The 16,963-nt window shown below is 68.9% G+C and carries 15 protein-coding genes; 6 read left to right on the top strand and 9 right to left on the bottom strand.

The features are described from left to right. Positions 1-74: 74 nt before the first annotated feature. Together GGR16_RS09060 and amaB are read right to left on the bottom strand one after the other, a co-directional pair. Positions 75-1,268: an acyl-CoA dehydrogenase gene (locus GGR16_RS09060; protein ID WP_026015603.1), complete on the bottom strand. Its 1,194-nt coding sequence runs from the start codon at positions 1,266-1,268 to the stop codon at positions 75-77. A gap of 99 nt (positions 1,269-1,367) precedes the next feature. After that, complete coding sequence (amaB, locus tag GGR16_RS09055) at positions 1,368-2,906, bottom strand: L-piperidine-6-carboxylate dehydrogenase (protein WP_183316409.1); 1,539 nt, start codon at positions 2,904-2,906, stop codon at positions 1,368-1,370. 164 nt (positions 2,907-3,070) lie between these two features. On the opposite strand from amaB, the gene GGR16_RS09050 reads away from it, so the two are divergent. Together GGR16_RS09050 and GGR16_RS09045 are read left to right on the top strand one after the other, a co-directional pair. Beyond that, a complete protein-coding gene (locus tag GGR16_RS09050; RefSeq protein ID WP_183316853.1) occupies positions 3,071-3,994 on the top strand; it encodes a LysR family transcriptional regulator in 924 nt (307 codons plus the stop codon). Between the two features lie 133 nt (positions 3,995-4,127). After that, complete coding sequence (locus tag GGR16_RS09045; RefSeq protein ID WP_019404840.1) at positions 4,128-5,363, top strand: NAD(P)/FAD-dependent oxidoreductase; 1,236 nt, start codon at positions 4,128-4,130, stop codon at positions 5,361-5,363. Between the two features lie 6 nt (positions 5,364-5,369). Here the strand turns inward: GGR16_RS09045 and GGR16_RS09040 are convergent, their stop codons facing one another. The 3 genes from GGR16_RS09040 to GGR16_RS09030 form a co-directional block, all read right to left on the bottom strand. After that, entirely contained in the window at positions 5,370-5,816 is a 447-nt protein-coding gene (locus tag GGR16_RS09040) for a carboxymuconolactone decarboxylase family protein (protein ID WP_072249501.1), read from the bottom strand. Between the two features lie 94 nt (positions 5,817-5,910). Beyond that, the gene (locus GGR16_RS09035; protein WP_019404842.1) at positions 5,911-6,834 is read right to left on the bottom strand and encodes a sigma factor; all 924 of its coding nucleotides are present in this window, start codon (positions 6,832-6,834) and stop codon (positions 5,911-5,913) included. Between the two features lie 25 nt (positions 6,835-6,859). After that, positions 6,860-8,038: a fumarylacetoacetate hydrolase family protein gene (locus GGR16_RS09030; protein ID WP_183316408.1), complete on the bottom strand. Its 1,179-nt coding sequence runs from the start codon at positions 8,036-8,038 to the stop codon at positions 6,860-6,862. A gap of 149 nt (positions 8,039-8,187) precedes the next feature. Between GGR16_RS09030 and ugpB the strand changes: the two genes are divergently transcribed. The 3 genes from ugpB to ugpE all read left to right on the top strand — a co-directional run bounded on the left by ugpB (position 8,188) and on the right by ugpE (position 11,316). Then, the gene (ugpB, locus tag GGR16_RS09025) at positions 8,188-9,501 is read left to right on the top strand and encodes a sn-glycerol-3-phosphate ABC transporter substrate-binding protein UgpB (RefSeq protein WP_246372970.1); all 1,314 of its coding nucleotides are present in this window, start codon (positions 8,188-8,190) and stop codon (positions 9,499-9,501) included. A 66-nt stretch (positions 9,502-9,567) separates the two neighbouring features. Continuing rightward, positions 9,568-10,452, top strand: a complete 885-nt coding sequence (ugpA, locus tag GGR16_RS09020) for a sn-glycerol-3-phosphate ABC transporter permease UgpA (RefSeq protein WP_019404845.1) — start codon at positions 9,568-9,570, stop codon at positions 10,450-10,452. Positions 10,453-10,464: 12 nt separating this feature from the next. Then, complete coding sequence (gene ugpE, locus GGR16_RS09015) at positions 10,465-11,316, top strand: sn-glycerol-3-phosphate ABC transporter permease UgpE (protein ID WP_183316407.1); 852 nt, start codon at positions 10,465-10,467, stop codon at positions 11,314-11,316. Positions 11,317-11,619: 303 nt separating this feature from the next. Here the strand turns inward: ugpE and GGR16_RS09010 are convergent, their stop codons facing one another. The 4 genes from GGR16_RS09010 to GGR16_RS08995 all read right to left on the bottom strand — a co-directional run bounded on the left by GGR16_RS09010 (position 11,620) and on the right by GGR16_RS08995 (position 15,651). After that, positions 11,620-12,903 (bottom strand): allantoate amidohydrolase, encoded by a 1,284-nt coding sequence (locus GGR16_RS09010; protein WP_246372968.1) that lies wholly within the window; start codon positions 12,901-12,903, stop codon positions 11,620-11,622. A 15-nt stretch (positions 12,904-12,918) separates the two neighbouring features. Further along, on the bottom strand, positions 12,919-13,668 hold the full coding sequence (locus GGR16_RS09005) for an SDR family NAD(P)-dependent oxidoreductase (protein WP_019404848.1): 750 nt from the start codon (positions 13,666-13,668) through the stop codon (positions 12,919-12,921). Positions 13,669-13,713: 45 nt separating this feature from the next. Continuing rightward, entirely contained in the window at positions 13,714-14,481 is a 768-nt protein-coding gene (locus tag GGR16_RS09000; protein WP_183316406.1) for a glucose 1-dehydrogenase, read from the bottom strand. Between the two features lie 129 nt (positions 14,482-14,610). Next, the gene (locus GGR16_RS08995) at positions 14,611-15,651 is read right to left on the bottom strand and encodes an NAD(P)/FAD-dependent oxidoreductase (protein WP_183316405.1); all 1,041 of its coding nucleotides are present in this window, start codon (positions 15,649-15,651) and stop codon (positions 14,611-14,613) included. A 105-nt stretch (positions 15,652-15,756) separates the two neighbouring features. On the opposite strand from GGR16_RS08995, the gene GGR16_RS08990 reads away from it, so the two are divergent. Continuing rightward, a complete protein-coding gene (locus GGR16_RS08990) occupies positions 15,757-16,962 on the top strand; it encodes an alpha/beta hydrolase family protein (protein WP_183316404.1) in 1,206 nt (401 codons plus the stop codon). Position 16,963: the final 1 nt, after the last annotated feature.

Genomic DNA, 16,963 nt, shown 5'->3' with positions numbered 1-16,963 from the left:
ATCCCCTTTGGGGGAGGGTGGATCAGCCCGCAGGACAGAGACGGGTAGGGATCCTCTGCCGCTCGGCGTCCACCTCAGAAGAACGCCTGGATGCCCGTCTGCGCCCGGCCGAGGATGAGGGCGTGCACGTCGTGGGTCCCCTCGTAGGTATTCACCGTCTCGAGGTTCTGGGCGTGGCGCATCACGTGGTATTCTTCCTGGATGCCGTTGCCGCCGTGCATGTCGCGCGCCATGCGGGCGATGTCGAGCGCCTTGCCGCAGTTGTTGCGCTTGACGATGGAGATCATCTCCGGCGCCATGCGGCCCTCGTCGAAGAGGCGGCCGACGCGCAGGGACCCCTGCAGGCCGAGCGCGATCTCAGTCTGCATGTCGGCGAGCTTCTTCTGGATGAGCTGCGTGGCGGCGAGCGGCCGGCCGAACTGCTTGCGGTCGAGCGTGTACTGCCGGGCGCGGTGCCAGCAGTCCTCCGCCGCGCCCATGGCGCCCCAGGAGATGCCGTAACGCGCGCGGTTGAGGCAGCCGAAGGGCCCGGCAAGGCCCGAGACGTTCGGCAGCAGCGCCTCTTCGCCGACCTCGACATTGTCCATGACGATCTCGCCGGTGATGGAGGCGCGCAGCGAGAGCTTGCCGCCGATCTTCGGCGCCGAGAGGCCCTTGAGGCCCTTGTCGAGCACGAAGCCGCGGATCTTGTTGTCATGGGCGGCGGACTTCGCCCAGACCACGAAGACGTCGGCGATGGGCGAGTTGGAGATCCACATCTTCGAGCCGATGAGGCGGTAGCCGCCATCGATCTTCTCGGCACGCGTCTTCATGCCGCCGGGGTCGGAGCCTGCGTCGGGCTCCGTGAGGCCGAAGCAGCCGACCCATTCGCCCGAAGCGAGCTTCGGCAGATACTTGCGCTTCTGCTCCTCGCTGCCATAGGCGTTGATCGGATGCATGACGAGTGAGGACTGCACGCTCATCATCGAGCGGTAGCCGGAATCGACGCGCTCCACCTCGCGCGCCACGAGGCCGTAGGCCACGTAGCTCGCGCCCGCGCCGCCGAATTCCTCCGGGATGGTGACGCCGAGGAGGCCGAGCTCGCCCATCTCGTTGAAGATGGCTCGGTCCGTCTTCTCGTGCGCATAGGCCTCGAGCACGCGCGGCTGCAGCTTCTCCTGCGCATAGGCGCGGGCCGTGTCGCGGATCATCCGCTCGTCGTCGGTGAGCTGGTCGTCGAGCAGGAAGGGATCCGCCCAGTTGAAGGCGCCCATTGTATCCTTGGCCATCTGCGTTTCGTCCTTGGCAGGTCTGTTCAGTGTTCGGTGCGGCGCGCGAGATACCCCTCCCCCGCAAAGGGGGGGAGGGAGAAGGTTGCGCCCGGCCGCTCACGCGTCCACGTCGAAGGTCACGCCCTGCGCCAGCGGCAGGGCCGTGCCGTAATTGATGGTATTGGTGGCGCGGCGCATGTAGGCCTTCCAGGCGTCGGAGCCCGCCTCGCGGCCGCCGCCCGTCTCCTTCTCGCCGCCGAAGGCGCCGCCGATCTCGGCGCCCGAGGGGCCGATGTTGACGTTGGCGATGCCGCAGTCCGAGCCCTCCGCCGAGACGAAGCGCTCGGCCTCGCGCATGTCGAGCGTGAAGATGGAGGAGGAGAGGCCGGCGCCGACGCCGTTGTGCAGGGCGATCGCCTCCTCCAGCGTGTCGTATTTCACCACGTAGAGGATGGGCGCGAAGGTCTCGCGCAGCATCGGGCCGCTCTGGCCCGGCATCTCGACGAGGGCCGGGCGGGCGTAATAGGCCTCCTCGCCGCCGATGCCGGCGACGCGCCCGCCGCCGTGCACCGTGGCGCCGAGGCTCTTCGCCTCGGCGAGCGCCTTCTCCATGCCGTCGAAGGCGGCCTTGTCGATGAGCGGGCCGACGAGCGTGCCCTTCACGCGCGGATCGCCGATGGCGACGTTGCCGTAGACCTTGGCGAGGCGCGGCACCAGCTTGTCATAGACGCTGGCATGGACGATGAGCCGGCGCAGCGTCGTGCAGCGCTGGCCCGCCGTGCCCATGGCGGCGAAGGCGATCGCCCGCAAGGCGATGTCGAGGTCGGCCGAGGGGGCGACGACGGCGGCGTTGTTGCCGCCGAGCTCCAGGATGGCGCGGGCGAAGCGCTCGGCGAGCTTGGGGCCGACCTTGCGGCCCATGGCGGTGGAGCCGGTGGCCGAGACGAGCGGCACGCGCGCGTCGGCGACCAGGGCCTCACCGGCCTCGCGGCCGCCGATGACGAGTTCGAAAAGGCCCTCGGGCACGCCGCCGAAGCGCTTGGCCGCCCGTTCGGCGATGGCGGTCACGGCGAGCGCGGTGAGCGGCGTCTTCTCGGACGGCTTCCAGATCACCGGGTCGCCGCAGACGAAGGCGAGCGCGGCATTCCACGACCAGACGGCGACGGGGAAGTTGAAGGCGGTGATGACGCCGACGGGGCCGAGCGGGTGCCACGTCTCCATCATGCGATGGTCCGGCCGCTCGGTGGCGATGGTGAGGCCGTAGAGCTGGCGCGATAGGCCGACGGCGAAGTCGCAGATGTCGATCATCTCCTGCACCTCCCCGAGGCCTTCGGAGACGATCTTGCCCGCTTCCAGCGTCACCAGAAGGCCGAGGTCCTCCTTGGCGGCGCGCAGCTCCTCGCCGAGGAGGCGCACGAACTCGCCGCGCCGCGGCGCCGGCACCCTGCGCCATTCGGCGAAGGCTTTTTCGGCGCGGTCGACAGCCGCGCGGGTCTCGGCGGCGCCGGCCTCCCGGATATGGGCGATGATCTCGCCGGTGACGGGCGAGCGGGCGGCGAGGCCCGTCGAAGCGAAGGCGGTGTCGGACACGCCGAGGCGCTTCAGGATGGCGAGCGCCTCCTCGCGGGCGGAAGCGGCGGCGGTGTGAACGGTCATGTCTCTTCCCGGAGCGTTGTGCGGCCCCTGCCTCAACGGGGGTGAGGCGGCCGCCGTCTGATGCATCGCGGATGCAGGGTCTCGTCGTCGCGACAGGATGGCGGTTTCATGTCCGCGTTTCAAACGATATGTTCTCACGAGTTCATGATGAAATGGAATGAATGATGCGCGATGTCCAGCAGCGTCTCGCCTTGCCCTCGCTGACCGCGCTCGCCGCCTTCGAGGCGGCGGCGCGGCACCTGTCCTTCACCAAGGCGGCGGAGGAGCTCAACCTGACGCAGGGCGCCGTCAGCCGCCAGGTGGCGGCGGTGGAGGCGCAGCTCGGCCTCAAGCTCTTCGAGCGGGTGCGCCAGCGCGTGGTGCTGACGGCGGCCGGCAGCGCCTATGCCGGGGAGGTGCGCGAGGCGCTGGCGCGGCTCACCGCCGCGACCGTCAACGCCATGGCCTTCCGCGGGGCCGGCGGCATCCTCGACCTCGCCATCCTGCCGACCTTCGGCACGCGCTGGCTCATCCCGCGCCTGCCCGGCTTCTTCCAGCGCCATCCGGGCGTCACCATCAACTTCGCCACGCGCATCCTGCCCTTCGACTTCGCGCGCGAGGGGCTTGATGCGGCGATCCATTTCGGCGAGGCGGTGTGGCCCGGTGCCCGCATGCACCGGCTGATGGGCGAGGTGATCGTGCCGGTGGCGAGCCCGGCGCTCGTCGCCCGCCTTGGGCTCGCCGAGGTGGCGGACGTGCTCACCGTTCCGCTGCTGCAACAGGCGACGCGCCCGCGCGCCTGGGGGCTGTGGCTCGCGGCCCAGGGGCTCTCGGCCGACCGGGCCGTCATGGGCCCGCGTTTCGAGCAGTTCGCCATGGTGGCGCAGGCGGCCGTCGCCGGCCTTGGCCTCGCCATCGTGCCGCGTTTCCTCGTCGAGGACGAATTGCGCGCCGGCGCCCTCGTCGTGCCCTTCGAGCGGCCGATCACGAGCGAGGAGGCCTATTACCTCGTCTATCCCGAAGAGAAGGCGGACCGCCCGGCGCTCGCGGCCTTTCGCGACTGGCTGCTGGCGGAGTGCGGGACGGAGGCAGCCGGGCAGGTGGGGTGAGGGGCTTGCTCTCCGCAGCTGCGACGCCAGCAGCCCATGGACAAGCCACGCCGCATGCGGCAATCATGCGGGCTGCTCATGAAGCCGCCATCCGCGACGCTTCGCCTCCGCTCACTTCGGCGCTGCCAGGATCATGTCCCAGACCCCCAACGGTTCCACCCCTTCGGCCGAGACCGCCGACGTCGTCATCGTCGGCGGTGCGGTGATGGGCTCCTCCGTCGCCTTCCATCTCCTGTCCGATCCCGCCTTTTCCGGCCGGGTCGTCGTGATCGAGAAGGATCCGACCTACGCGCGCTCCGCCTCGGCGCTGTCGGCGGCTTCCATCCGGCAGCAGTTCTCGAGCCCGGTGAACATCCGCATCTCGCTCCACGGCATCGCCTTCCTGCGCGACATCGGCGCGCGCCTTGCCGTCGGCGACGAGCGGCCGGTGATCGATCTCACCGAGGGCGGCTATCTCTATCTCGCGGCAACGCCCGAGGGGGCCGAGACGCTCGCCAGCAATCGCGCGGTGCAGGAAGCGGAGGGCGCCGACATCGCCGTCTTCGATCCCGCCGGGCTCAAGGAAAAATTCCCTTGGCTCGCCACGGACGATCTTCTCGCCGGCGCCTGGGGCCGCAGCGGCGAGGGCTGGTTCGACGGCTGGGGCCTCCTGCAGGCCTTCCGCAAGAAGGCGCGGGCGCTCGGGGCCGAGTACCGCACCGGCGAGGTCGCGCATCTCGAGCGGCAGGGCGGCCGCGTCGTCGCCGTGCACCTTGCCGACGGCAGCCGCATCGCCTGCGGCGCGGTGGTCGATTGCGCGGGCTCGGACGGGCGGCGCATCGCCGCGAGCGCCGGCATAGACATCCCCGTCCATGCCAGGAAGCGCTATGTCTTCAGCTTCACCTGCAAGGGGCCCGTCGACAACTGCCCGCTGATGATCGACACCTCCGGCGCCTATGTGCGGCCCGAGGGCCATCGCGGCGCCGAGGGGCAGATGTTCATCTGCGGCATCTCGCCGGAGGCCGAGGCCGATCCCGACTGGGACGGCGATGCGGAGGCGGTCGACTGGTCGCTGTTCGAGGAGGTGATCTGGCCGGCGCTCGCCATGCGCGTGCCCGCCTTCGAGCACATCCGCCCCGGCCGGGCCTGGTCCGGCCCCTACGACATGAACCTCCTCGACCACAACGCCATCGTCGGCCGTGCCGGCGAGGTCGAGAACCTCTTCCTCGCCAACGGCTTCTCCGGCCACGGCCTGCAGCAGGCCCCCGCCGTCGGCCGCGGCATCGCCGAGGAGATCGTGCACGGGCGCTTCGTGACGCTCGACCTCTCCGACCTCGGCTACGGCCGCATCCTCGCGCAGCGGCCGCTGCGCGAGGCGAACGTCATCTGAGGTCGATCAGACCGGCGCGTGCTGGGTGCCGAAGCCGACCGCGATGCGGTTCCAGAAGTTGATCATGGCAAGGAGCGCCGTCAGCGCGACGACCTCCTTCTCGGAGAAATGCTCGTCGAGGGCGGCCGAGGCCCGGACGAGGGCGGCATGGTCGTCCATGCGTGTCATCGCTTCCGCATAGGCGAGGGCGGCGCGCTCGCGCGCATCGAAGGCGGGCGATTCCCGCCATGTCGGCAGGAGATAGAGCCGCTCCGGCTTCTCGCCGTATTTCTTCACCGCATCGCCGCCGTGCATGTGCACGCAATAGGCGCAGCCGTTGATCTGCGAGGCGCGCGTCTTCACCAGCTCGACGAGCGTCATGTCGAGGCCGAGCCCCTCGATGTCGCCGTTGAGCCGGCGCGCCGTGGCGAAGACGTCGGGGATGATACCGTAGGCGTTGATGGTTCTCGTCATCATGTGCTCCTGTGCACGGCCGAGCGAGGCCGCATGCCCTTGAAGACGCTGCACAGGGACGCCTTGTGACAGGGAAGCCGCAAAAAACTTCGGCTCAGCCGTCCGCGGGCATGCGGACGAGCTTGTCCGGATTGAGCACGAAATAGATGGCCGTGATCCGCTCGCCGTCGCTCGCCGCCATCACGATCCGCACCGGGCGTTCCTCCTCGTAAGTGACGAACCCTGCTTCGCCGGCAAAGCGCGCCGGCCGGTCGACGCGGCCGCGGCCGAGCTTGCGGGCGACCCCCAGCACCAGTCGCACGATCCGCCCGGCGCCGCGCACGATGTTGCGGGCGGCAAGCACCTTGCCGCCGCCGTCGGTCGTGATGGTCGCGTCAGGCGCCAGCAGGCGGATGAGGCGCTCGGCATCCCCGGCGGCGAGCGCGAGGCGGAACTCTTCCATGAGGGTTTCATGCCGCCGACGGCGCGCCAGGGCATCGGCCGGCGCCGCGGGGAGCTGCCCGTCGCCGAGCCGGCGCCGCGCCCGGGCGACGATCTGCCGGCAGGCCGCCTCGCTGCGGCCGAGCACTTCGGCAAGGCGGGCATAGGGCATGTCGATGAGCTCGCGCAGCACGAAGGCGCAGCGCTCCACCGGGCCGAGGCGCTCCATCAGCACGAGGACGGCATAGGGCAGGTCGCCGGTGAAGACGTCGCCGTCGTCCGATCCCGTCCAGGGCTCCGGCAGCCACGGCCCGTCATAGGCGGCGCGCTCGCGCCGCGCGGCCCGCAGCCGGTCGATGGCGAGCCGGCTCGTCACCGTGACGAGCCAGGCCTCCGGATTGTCGATTGCCCCGCCGGCGGCATGGAAGCGCAGGAAGGCATCCTGCACCACGTCCTCGGCGTCGCCCATCGTGCCGAGCATACGATGGGCGATGGCAAGGAGCCGCGGCCGCACGGCGAGGAACGCGGCCGCTCCATCATCCGCGATGGCATCGCCGGCGGCTGTCCCGGAGGCTGGCGGTCGGCGATGCTGGTTCATGTCCGGTTCCGGCCCGCGGGGCGGCTCAGAGGAGGCCGCGCTTGGCGAGGTTGCGCATCAGCTGCCCGGTGCCGAAGGTCCACGGTGCGCAATCCTGGCTGTGGCGCATGCGGTTGACGAGGCTGCCGAGCTGCGGGGCGGCGATGGTGACGATGTCGCCCACCTTGTGGGTGAAACCCTTGCCCGGCGCATCGCGGTCCTCGACCGGCGCGAACAGCGTGCCGAGGAACAGCACCGCCCCGTCCGGATACTGGTGGTGCTTGCCGATCATCTGGGCGGCGAGATCGGCCGGATCGCGGCTGATCTTCTCGATGGTGGAGAAGCCCTCCATGCGGAAACCGTCCTCGCCCTCCACCGTCAGCGTCACGTGCATGCGGCGCACGTCGTCGAGCGAGAAGCCGTCGTCGAAGAAGCGCAGGAAGGGGCCGACCGCACAGCTCGCGTTGTTGTCCTTCGCCTTGCCGAGGAGCAGGGCCGAGCGGCCCTCGACGTCGCGCAGGTTGACGTCGTTGCCGAGGGTGGCGCCGACGATGCGCCCGTCCGAGGCGACGACCAGCACCACCTCGGGCTCGGGATTGTTCCAGGTAGAGATGGCGTGGATGCCGGCATCCGCCCCCGTGCCCACGCTCGACAGGGGCTGGGCCTTGGTGAAGATCTCGGCGTCCGGCCCGATGCCGACCTCGAGATACTGGCTCCAGGCGCCTTGGGCCACGAGCACCTCCTTGAGGCGCATGGCCTCGGGCGAGCCGGGCTTGAGGCGGGCGAGGTCGTTGCCGACGAGGCGGTTGATCTCCTCGCGGATGGCCGCCGCGGCATCCGCATTGCCGCGCGCGCGCTCCTCGATGACGCGCTCCAGCATGGACACGGCGAAGGTCACGCCCGCCGCCTTCACCGCCTGCAGGTCGATGGGGGCGAGGAGGTAGGGCCGAGTGGAATCGCGCGTCGCCTCCACCGAATTGGCGAGGATGGCCTCGAGCGGGCCGAGTGATTCGCCCTCGGCCCCGCGCAGGGCGGCCGCAGGTGCGGAAGTTTCGCATAGGTCACGCATCGTCGCGAAAGCGCGGCTGATATCGAAAACCTCGCCCTCGCGAACGGTCACCACCGACGGGCCGGCGGCATCGGGCCGGAAGACGCGGCCGGCCAAGGCTGCCTTGGAGAAATCAGTCGGCAGAGTGGTGGCGGTGGAAAGGGTCAGGCCCCCCATGGATACGCTCCTCGTTGAAGTCTCGAATTTCGTTTCGCTTGCGTTTGTCGTCGATTATTCATTGAACTGTCATGTCATTGTCATGCTATGCTCGCTAGCAACGAAGAGAAGGGTCCCCGAGGGGGGCTCCGGGAGATGGGGAGGCTATCATGGCATCTCGTATTGTAACCATGGCAAGTGCGGCGGCCTTCATCGCCGCGGCGGGACCGGCTGCTGCCCAGACGCAGATCCAGTGGTGGCATGCCATGTCGGGCGCGCTCGGCGAGAAGCTCGAGAAGATCGCGAACGACTTCAACGCCTCGCAGAGCGAGTACAAGGTCGTCCCGGTCTTCAAGGGCAGCTATCCCGAGACCATGACGGGCGCCATCGCCGCCTTCCGCGCCAAGCAGCATCCGACGATCGTGCAGGTCTTCGAGGTCGGCACGGCGACGATGATGGCGGCCAAGGGCGCCGTCTATCCGGTCTACCAGCTGATGGCGGACGAGAACGAGCCGTTCGATCCGCAGGCCTATCTGCCGGCGGTGACGGGCTACTACAGCGACACGCAGGGCAACATGCTCTCGTTCCCGTTCAATTCCTCGACGCCGATCCTCTATTACAACAAGGACCACTTCAAGAAGGCGGGCCTTGACGAGAACACCCCGCCCAAGACCTGGCCGGAGGTCGAGGAATTCGCCAAGAAGCTGCAGGCGGCGGGCGTCGCGTGCGGCTTCACGACCCAGTGGCCGTCCTGGGTGCATGTCGAGAACTTCTCGGCCATGCACAACATCCCGCTGTCGACCGAGGCCAACGGCTTCGGCGGCCTCGGCACCGAGCTCAAGATCAACAACTCGACGCTCGAGAAGCACTGGACGGCGCTCGTCGACTGGCAGAAGTCGAAGGTCTTCGACTACGGCGGCCGCCAGGGCAAGTCGGATCCGAAGTTCCTCTCCGGCGAATGCGCCATGACCTTCGCCTCCTCGGCGGCGCGTGCCAACATCATGGCCAACGCCAAGTTCGGCGTCGGCTACGGCATGCAGCCCTACTGGCCGGACGTGCAGGGCGCCCCGCAGAACTCCATCATCGGCGGCGCGACGCTCTGGGTCCTCGCCGGTCGTCCGAAGGAGGAATACAAGGGCGCGGCGAAGTTCTTCGCCTACCTGTCGAAGCCCGAGGTCCAGGCCTGGTGGCACCAGCAGACCGGCTACCTGCCGATCACCAAGGCCGCCTACGAGCTGTCGCAGACGGAGGGCTTCTACGAGAAGAACCCCGGTTCCGACATCTCGATCAAGCAGATGAACCTCAATCCGCCGACCGACAACTCCAAGGGCCTGCGTCTCGGCAACTTCGTCCAGATCCGCGACATGATCGAGGAGGAGCTGGAGAACGCGCTGACCGGCAAGAAGTCGGCGAAGGACGCACTCGACGCGGCGGCGAAGCGCGGCAACGAGCTGCTCCGCCAGTTCGAGAAGTCCAACTCCTGAATAGCGTAACGTGAATGGCGGCGCCCGGACTGCACCGGGCGCCGCCCTGTTCCTTCTGGGGGGCCGATGCAGGCAAAACGGGTCACCTTCGGCGGCGGCATCGTGCCTTATCTGCTGCTTGCGCCGCAGCTCGCCATCACCATCATCTTCTTCCTGTGGCCCGCCGGTCAGGCGCTCTACACCTCGCTCTTCGCCGAAGACGCCTTCGGCCTGTCGCGCCAGTTCGTCGGCCTCGCCAATTTCGTCGCGCTCTTCGAGGATCCGAGCTACCGGGCGAGTTTCGCCATCACGGTCGTCTTCTCCGCCTCGGTCGCGGGCATCTCGCTCGGCCTCGGCCTCCTCTTCGCGCTCGCCGCCGACAAGGTGGGGCGCAAGGCGATGGTCTACCAGACGCTGCTCATCTGGCCCTATGCCGTGGCCCCCGCCGTCGCCGCCATTTTGTGGTGGTTCATGTTCGATCCCTCGGTCGGCGTCGTGGCGCGTGGCCTCCGGGCCATCGGCATCTACTGGAACCACCACCTCAACGGCACTGATGCGCTCATCATGGTCATCCTCGCCGCCTCGTGGAAGCAGGTGAGCTACAACTTCCTCTTCTTCCTCGCCGGGCTGCAGGCCATCCCGCGCACCCTCGTCGAGGCCGCGGCGCTCGACGGGGCGGGTCCCTGGCTGCGCTTCCGCAAGATCGTCTGGCCGCTGCTCGCGCCGACGACCTTCTTCCTGCTCGTCGTCAACATCGTCTACGCCTTCTTCGACACCTTCGGCATCATCCACGCGACGACCGGCGGCGGTCCCGGCCAGTCCACCACCATCCTCGTCTACAAGGTGTTCAAGGACGGCTTCGAATCGCTCAATCTCGGCGCGTCCGCCGCCCAGTCGGTGGTGCTGCTTGTCATCGTCATCGGCCTGACGGCGCTGCAGTTCCGCCATATCGAGCGCAAGGTCCATTACTGAGGGGGCGGGGACATGGTCGAATCCGGCCGCAAGCTGACTTTCGCCGCCCATGCGGCGCTCATCCTCGGTGTCGCCGCCATGGTGCTGCCCGTGTGGCTCGCCTTCGTGGCGTCGACCCATCCGGGCACCGACTTCCTCACCGGCCGCATCGGCTTCCTGCCGGGGCCGGGCCTCATCGCCAACTACAAGGAAGCGCTGTTCACCGGCTCCAGCGTCTCGGGCTTCCCGCCCGTCGGGCCGATGCTGTGGAACAGCTTCGTCATGGCCATGGCAATCGCCATCGGCAAGATCGCCATCTCGCTGCTCTCGGCCTTCGCCATCTGCTATTTCCGTTTCCCCTTCCGGGTCACGGCCTTCTGGCTCATCTTCATCACGCTGATGCTGCCGGTCGAGGTGCGCATCCTGCCGACCTTCGAGGTCGTGGCCAATCTCGGCATGCTCAACAGCTATTCGGGCCTCGCCATCCCGCTCATCGCCTCGGCGACGGCGACCTTCCTCTTCCGCCAGGTGTTCATGACCATCCCGGACGAGCTGACGGAGGCGGCGCGCATCGACGGGGCGGGGCCGCTGCGCTTCTTCTGGTCCATCCTGATGCCGCTGTCGCGCACCAACATCGCCGCGCTCTTCGTCATCCTCTTCATCTACGGCTGGAACCAGTACCTGTGGCCGCTGCTCGTCACGACGGACCAGAGCTACTACACCATCGTCATGGGCATCCAGCGCCTCGCGGCCGCGGCGGCCGAGGCCGATCCCGTCTGGCACCTCGTCATGACGACGACCATCCTCGCCATGCTGCCCCCGGTGGCGGTGGTCATCGCGATGCAGCGCCTGTTCGTGAAGGGGCTGGTCGAGACGGAGAAGTGAGCGGCGGCGCCCTGCCGGCCGCTCCTCTCACGCGTTCGGTCGCCGGCATCCGCGAAAACCGTAGACCATGAAAAACACGGATGGCCGGTTTGTGCGTTGCATGGATGCGACGAGCGCAACCCGTTCCTCTCGTCGTGGCCGGGCTTGTCCCGGCCATCCACGCGTTTGGCGTTGCTCGCACTTTCAAGGCGCGGATGCCCGCGACAAGCGCGGGCATGACGACGGGATCGATGACGCACCGGTGACGTCACGCCTTGTGCGTTACAGCCGGACAGGGCGGGAGTCGCAGGCGTTCCCTGCCCCTCACCCGTTGCGCGCGGCAAAGGCCTTGATGGCGTCGACGAGGACGCGCACGGCGACATCCGCGTCGTCGGCGGTGATCGATTCGGCCGGATTGTGGCTGATGCCGCCCTTGCAGCGCACGAAGACCATCGCCGAGGGGCACAGGCGCGCCATGGCCATGGCGTCGTGGCCGGCGCCCGACGGCAGGTGCCGCGCGGCGATGCCCTGGCCCGCGACGGCCGTCTCCAGCGCGCGCATCAGGCCCGCGTCCATGGCGGTGGCCGGCGCGTCGAAATAAAGGTCGAGGTCGAGTGCCACATGGCGCCGGGCGGCGATGTCGCGCATCTCGGCCACCATCTCCTCGACGATGGCGTGGCGCACGGGATCGTCCGGCGCGCGCACGTCGAGCATGAAGTCGACGCGGCCCGGAATGACGTTCGAGGCGTTGGGCGACACCTTGGCCATGCCGATGGTCGCCACGGTCGAGGGATCGCGGGCGCCGATGCGCTCGACCGCGAGGTTCATCTCGCTCAGCGCGGCGAAGGCGTCGCGCCTCAGCGCCATCGGCACGGTGCCGGCGTGGCCGGCTTCGCCCGTCACCACGCCGCGCGCCCGGGTGATGCCGTTGATGGCGCTGACGATGCCGACCGGCAGGTTCTCGCGTTCCAGCACCGGCCCCTGCTCGATGTGAAATTCGATGTAGCCCTTGACGGAGCCCGCATCGCGGCCGAGCCGCGTCACGGCCTCGGGGTCGCCGCCGAAGGCGAGGAGAGCCTCGCGCAGGCTCACCCCGTCGTAGTCCCTGCCGTCGAGCCACGCCGGGTCGTAGGTGCCGGCGATCGCCTGCGAGGTCGAGAGATTGGTGGGGAAGCGGACGTTCTCCTCGTCGCCGAAGGCCAGCACCTCGATGGCGAAGGGCATGCGCTCCCCGCGCCGGGCGAGCTCCTCCACGGCGACGATGCCGGCCAGCACCCCGAGCATGCCGTCATAGCTGCCGGCATCGACCACGGTGTCGATGTGCGAGCCGACGAGCAGCGCCGGCGCGCCCGGCTCGATCCCCTCGTAGCGGCCGACGACGGTGCCCGCGGCGTCGATATGCGCGCTCATGCCCGCCGCTTCCATCATCCGCTTCACCGCTTCGGCGGCGGCGCGATGGGCCGGCGAGAGGTAGAGGCGCGTCAGGCGCCCCGGCTCGTCGGAATATTGGTTGAGGTCGGCGGCGAGCGTCATCAGGCGCTCGCCGAGCACGGTGGTGGGCAGGGGCGGCATGGCGATCATGGCGGTCAAGCTAGCGGGCCCGGCCATGCCGCTCAAGCGCCATCAATAGGTGGCGCGCCCGCCGGACAGGTCGAAGACGGCGCCCGTGGTGAAGCTGTTGTCCTCCGAGGCGAGGAAGGCGACCATGCCCGCCACTTCCTCGACCTCGACGAAGCGCCCGCGCGGGATCTTCGACAGCATGTACTGGATGAATTCCTCGCTCACCTGTTCGAGGATGCGCGTCTTGGCGGTGGCCGGCGTGATGCAGTTGACGGCGATGTTGCGGTCGGCGAGCTCCTTGCCGAGCGACTTGGTGAAGCCGATGACGGCGGCTTTGGACGCCGAATAGGCCGAGGCGTTGGGATTGCCCTCCTTGCCGGCGATGGAGGCGACGAGCACGATGCGGCCGTAGTTGCGCGCGCGCATGCCGGGCACGAGCGCGCGGCAGCAATGGAAGGTGCCGTCGACGTTGATCCGCTGCACGCGCGCCCACTCCTCGAGCGGGTATTCCCAGGCCTTGAAGGTCGGCCCGGCGATGCCGGCGCTGTTGACGAGGATGTCGACGGCCCCGTGCGCCGCCTCCGCCGCCCTGGCGGCGGCTTCGACGGCGGCATAGTCGGTGATGTCGACGGCGCGGGCCGAGACACCCGCGCCCATCTCCTTCGCCGCCGCTTCCGCCAGGGCGCCGTCACGGTCCCACAGCTCGACGTGCTTGGCGCCGGAGGCCTTGAAGCGCTCGGCCACCGCGCGGCCGATGCCCTGGGCGCCGCCGGTGACGACCGCCACGCGCCCCGTCAAATCGATTTGATTCATGTGTTTCCTTCCCGAATATCCCTGTTTTTCGAAGCTGTTCGCGGGTCAGAGCGAGCCGGTGACGCCGCCGTCGACATAGAGCACGTGGCCGGTCACGAAGTCCGAGGACGGCGCGGAGAGATAGATGGCGGCGCCGGCGAGTTCCTCCACCTTGCCCCAGCGGCCGAGCGGCGTGCGCTTCGTCAGCCAGGCGGTGAAGTCGGCGTTCTCGACGAGGGCGCTGTTCATCTCGGTGGCGAAGAAGCCGGGGCCGATGCCGTTGACGCGGATGCCGTGGCGGCCCCAGTCCGCCGCCATGCCCTTGGTCAGCATCTTCACCGCGCCCTTGCTCGCGGCATAGGGCGCGATGGTCGGACGCGCGAGCTCGCTGATGACGGAGCAGATGTTGATGATCTTGCCGTAGCCGCGCGGGATCATGTGCCGCGCCGCCGCCTGGCCGACGTAATAGACGCTGTCGAGATTGGTATGGATGATCTGGTGCCAGTCCTCGTCGGCGAAATCCTCCAGCGGGGCGCGGCGCTGGATGCCGGCGTTGTTGACGAGGATGGTGAGCGGCCCGACCTCATGCTCGATGCGGGCGACGCCCTCGCGCGCCGCCGTGGCGTCGGTCACGTCGAACGGCATCGCCACCGCCTCGCCACCCGCCGCGCGGATGAGCCCGGCCGCCTTGTCGAGCTTGGCCGCGTCACGCCCGTTGAGGACGACGCGCGCGCCCGCTGCGGCAAGGCCGCGGGCGATGGCGAGCCCGATGCCCTGGCCCGAGCCCGTGACGAGGGCCGTCCGGCCCGACAGATCGAAGATCGACAGTGTCATCCCACCTCCCCCGTCAGTGGCATCCGCCGCCGTGCGCCGGATGCTCGTTGAGGGCATGTGACGACGCCGGGGCGGCCAGCGTCAAGCTGCGGGCGAGCCGGGTTGGCATGTCCGCGACGCAGGGCGGCCTCAGGCGTGGACTCCGAGCTTCTTCTGCAGGCTGGTGGAGGAGGTCGTGTACTGGAAGACGAGGCGCTTGTCCGGATAGACGTAATGGAACACGCGCTGGGCGGCGAGCGCCCCCTCGTGGAAGCCGGAGAGGATGAGCTTCAGCTTGCCCGGATAGCTGTTGATGTCGCCGATGGCGAAGATGCCGGGCACGCTCGTCTCGAACTTCTCGGTATCGACCGGGACGAGGTTCTCGTGGAGGTTGAGGCCCCAATCGGCGAGGGGGCCGAGCTTCATGGTGAGGCCGAAGAAGGGCAGCAGCACGTCGCAGGCGATGGTGAAGGTCGAGCCGTCGTCGCGGCGCACCACGGCCCCCTCCAGCACCGGTGCCTTGCCCTCGAGCTTGACCACCTGGCCGAGGTGGAAGTCCATCGCTCCCGCGGCGACGAGGGCGCGCATCTTGTTGACGGTATCGGGCGCCGCGCGGAAGGCGTCGCGCCGGTGCAGCAGCGTCAGGCGCTTCGCCAGCGGCGCGAGGTTCACCGTCCAGTCGAGGGCCGAGTCGCCGCCGCCGACGATGAGGATGCGCTTGTGGCGGAAGGGCTCCATCTGCCGCACGGCATAGAACACGCTGGAGCCCTCGAAGCCCTCGATGCCGGGGATCGGCGGCTTCTTGGGCTGGAACGAGCCGCCCCCGGCCGCGATGATGATGGCCTTCGTGACGAATTCGGTGCCCGCGTCGGTCCTGAGGCGGAAGAGCGGCGCCTCGGCTGTGCCGAGGCTCTCGAGCGTCTCCACCATCTCCGAGAGATGGAAGGTCGGGTGGAAGGGCTCGATCTGCGCCATGAGATTGTCGACGAGACCCTGGCCGGTGACCATGGGGAAGCCGGGAATGTCGTAGATCGGCTTCTCCGGGTAGAGTTCCGCGCACTGGCCGCCGACCTTCGGCAGGATGTCGATGAGATGGGCCCGGATGTCGAGGAGGCCGAGCTCGAAGACGGCGAAGAGCCCGACGGGCCCGGCGCCGACGATGACGACATCGGTTTCTATACGGTCGCTCATGGACGTAAGATGCCTCCGCTCCACGCGCGGCTTCGCGCAATCAGCCAGTTTTGCCACTAATGCCCCCTCGCGGGGGCGGGGATCAACACGTATCGGGAGAAACGCATGGCGGCCATCGAACGCACGGCGACGCGCATTGCGGGATTTGCCAATCCAGAGCTCGATTTCCAGCTCATGCGCATGCTGGGCGCCGCCAGCTATGGCGGCGGCGCGCCGGGGGAGATCTTCGCCGCCCGGGCCGGGCTCGACGAAACGCCGCGCGAATGGCCGCGCCGTTTCGCCGATCTCGCCGCCGGCATCGAGCGCCTGGCCGATGTCGCGCTCGGGCGCGGCCATCGCGTCAGCGCGCGCGAGCATTACGGCCGGGCCTCGATGTACTACCGGTCGGCCGAATATTTCTGCGATCCCTTCGTCGGCGAGGCGCTGCAGTACGGGCTCGCCAGCCAGCGCTGCTTCGCCGCGGCGATGCCCCTCTTCGCCGACAACGTCATCGCCATCGACATCCCCTTCGGCGACGTGCTGCTGCCCGGTTATTTCTGCGCGCCGGCGGGCGGTGCCGTCGACGGGCGCACGCTCGTCGCCATCACCGGCTTCGACGGCACCAACGAGGAGATGTTCTTTTCGGCGGCCCGCGCCGGCCTGGAGCGCGGCTTCAACGTGCTGCTCGCCCAGGGGCCGGGGCAGGTCTCGGCGATGCGCCGCTATCCGGACCTCGTCTTCCGGCCGGACTACGAGGCGCCGCTCGCCGCCGTCATCGACGCGGCGCTGGCGCGGCCGGATGTCAACGGCGACAGGCTCGGGCTCTACGGCGTGAGCTTCGGCGGCTATTTCGCGACACGGGCCGCCATCCACGATCCCCGGCTCAAGGCCCTCGTCCTCAACTCGCCCATCGTCGACCTCAAGGCCTATCTCCTCGGCTTCATGCCGCCCGGGGCGGAGGAGATGGAGGACCTGCCGCTCGCCTATGTGGACGAGATCCCGGACGAGATGATGCCGGTGACGATGAAGCTCTCCTTCAAGTCCGCCTGCCGGCGCTACGGCGTCGACGGCACGCATGCCTGGCTGAAGCGTCTCGCCGACTTCCGCGCCGAGGAGGGGCTCGAGCGCATCGCCTGCCCGACGCTCGCCGTGGTCGGCGAGGGGGAGGGCGAGGAGGCGCTGCGCCAGCTCGACGTCTTCGCGGCCAAGGTTGGAGGCCGCGTGACGCGCCACGTCTTCACCCGCGCCGAGGGGGCGGATATGCACTGCCAGGTCGGCAACCTGCCGCTCGGCCTCGCCGTCGTCTACGACTGGCTGGAGGAGGTGCTGTAGG

Source organism: Chelatococcus caeni (genome assembly GCF_014196925.1).
In the GTDB taxonomy this organism is placed as follows: domain Bacteria; phylum Pseudomonadota; class Alphaproteobacteria; order Rhizobiales; family Beijerinckiaceae; genus Chelatococcus_A; species Chelatococcus_A caeni.
The sequence above is the reverse complement of the archived record's forward strand: the minus strand, read 5'-3'. Positions and strand labels throughout refer to the sequence as shown.

Excerpts from the sequence above, each read along its gene's own strand:
- ugpE (WP_183316407.1), top strand. The coding sequence starts at position 10,465 with ATGGTCGAATCCGGCCGCAAGCTGACTTTCGCCGCCCATGCGGCGCTC.
- GGR16_RS09035 (WP_019404842.1), bottom strand. The coding sequence starts at position 6,834 with ATGAACCAGCATCGCCGACCGCCAGCCTCCGGGACAGCCGCCGGCGAT.
- GGR16_RS09050 (WP_183316853.1), top strand. The coding sequence starts at position 3,071 with ATGCGCGATGTCCAGCAGCGTCTCGCCTTGCCCTCGCTGACCGCGCTC.
- amaB (WP_183316409.1), bottom strand. The coding sequence starts at position 2,906 with ATGACCGTTCACACCGCCGCCGCTTCCGCCCGCGAGGAGGCGCTCGCC.
- GGR16_RS09005 (WP_019404848.1), bottom strand. The coding sequence starts at position 13,668 with ATGAATCAAATCGATTTGACGGGGCGCGTGGCGGTCGTCACCGGCGGC.
- ugpB (WP_246372970.1), top strand. The coding sequence starts at position 8,188 with ATGGCATCTCGTATTGTAACCATGGCAAGTGCGGCGGCCTTCATCGCC.
- GGR16_RS08990 (WP_183316404.1), top strand. The coding sequence starts at position 15,757 with ATGGCGGCCATCGAACGCACGGCGACGCGCATTGCGGGATTTGCCAAT.
- GGR16_RS09045 (WP_019404840.1), top strand. The coding sequence starts at position 4,128 with ATGTCCCAGACCCCCAACGGTTCCACCCCTTCGGCCGAGACCGCCGAC.
- GGR16_RS08995 (WP_183316405.1), bottom strand. The coding sequence starts at position 15,651 with ATGAGCGACCGTATAGAAACCGATGTCGTCATCGTCGGCGCCGGGCCC.
- ugpA (WP_019404845.1), top strand. The coding sequence starts at position 9,568 with ATGCAGGCAAAACGGGTCACCTTCGGCGGCGGCATCGTGCCTTATCTG.
- GGR16_RS09030 (WP_183316408.1), bottom strand. The coding sequence starts at position 8,038 with ATGGGGGGCCTGACCCTTTCCACCGCCACCACTCTGCCGACTGATTTC.
- GGR16_RS09040 (WP_072249501.1), bottom strand. The coding sequence starts at position 5,816 with ATGACGAGAACCATCAACGCCTACGGTATCATCCCCGACGTCTTCGCC.
- GGR16_RS09000 (WP_183316406.1), bottom strand. The coding sequence starts at position 14,481 with ATGACACTGTCGATCTTCGATCTGTCGGGCCGGACGGCCCTCGTCACG.
- GGR16_RS09060 (WP_026015603.1), bottom strand. The coding sequence starts at position 1,268 with ATGGCCAAGGATACAATGGGCGCCTTCAACTGGGCGGATCCCTTCCTG.
- GGR16_RS09010 (WP_246372968.1), bottom strand. The coding sequence starts at position 12,903 with ATGGCCGGGCCCGCTAGCTTGACCGCCATGATCGCCATGCCGCCCCTG.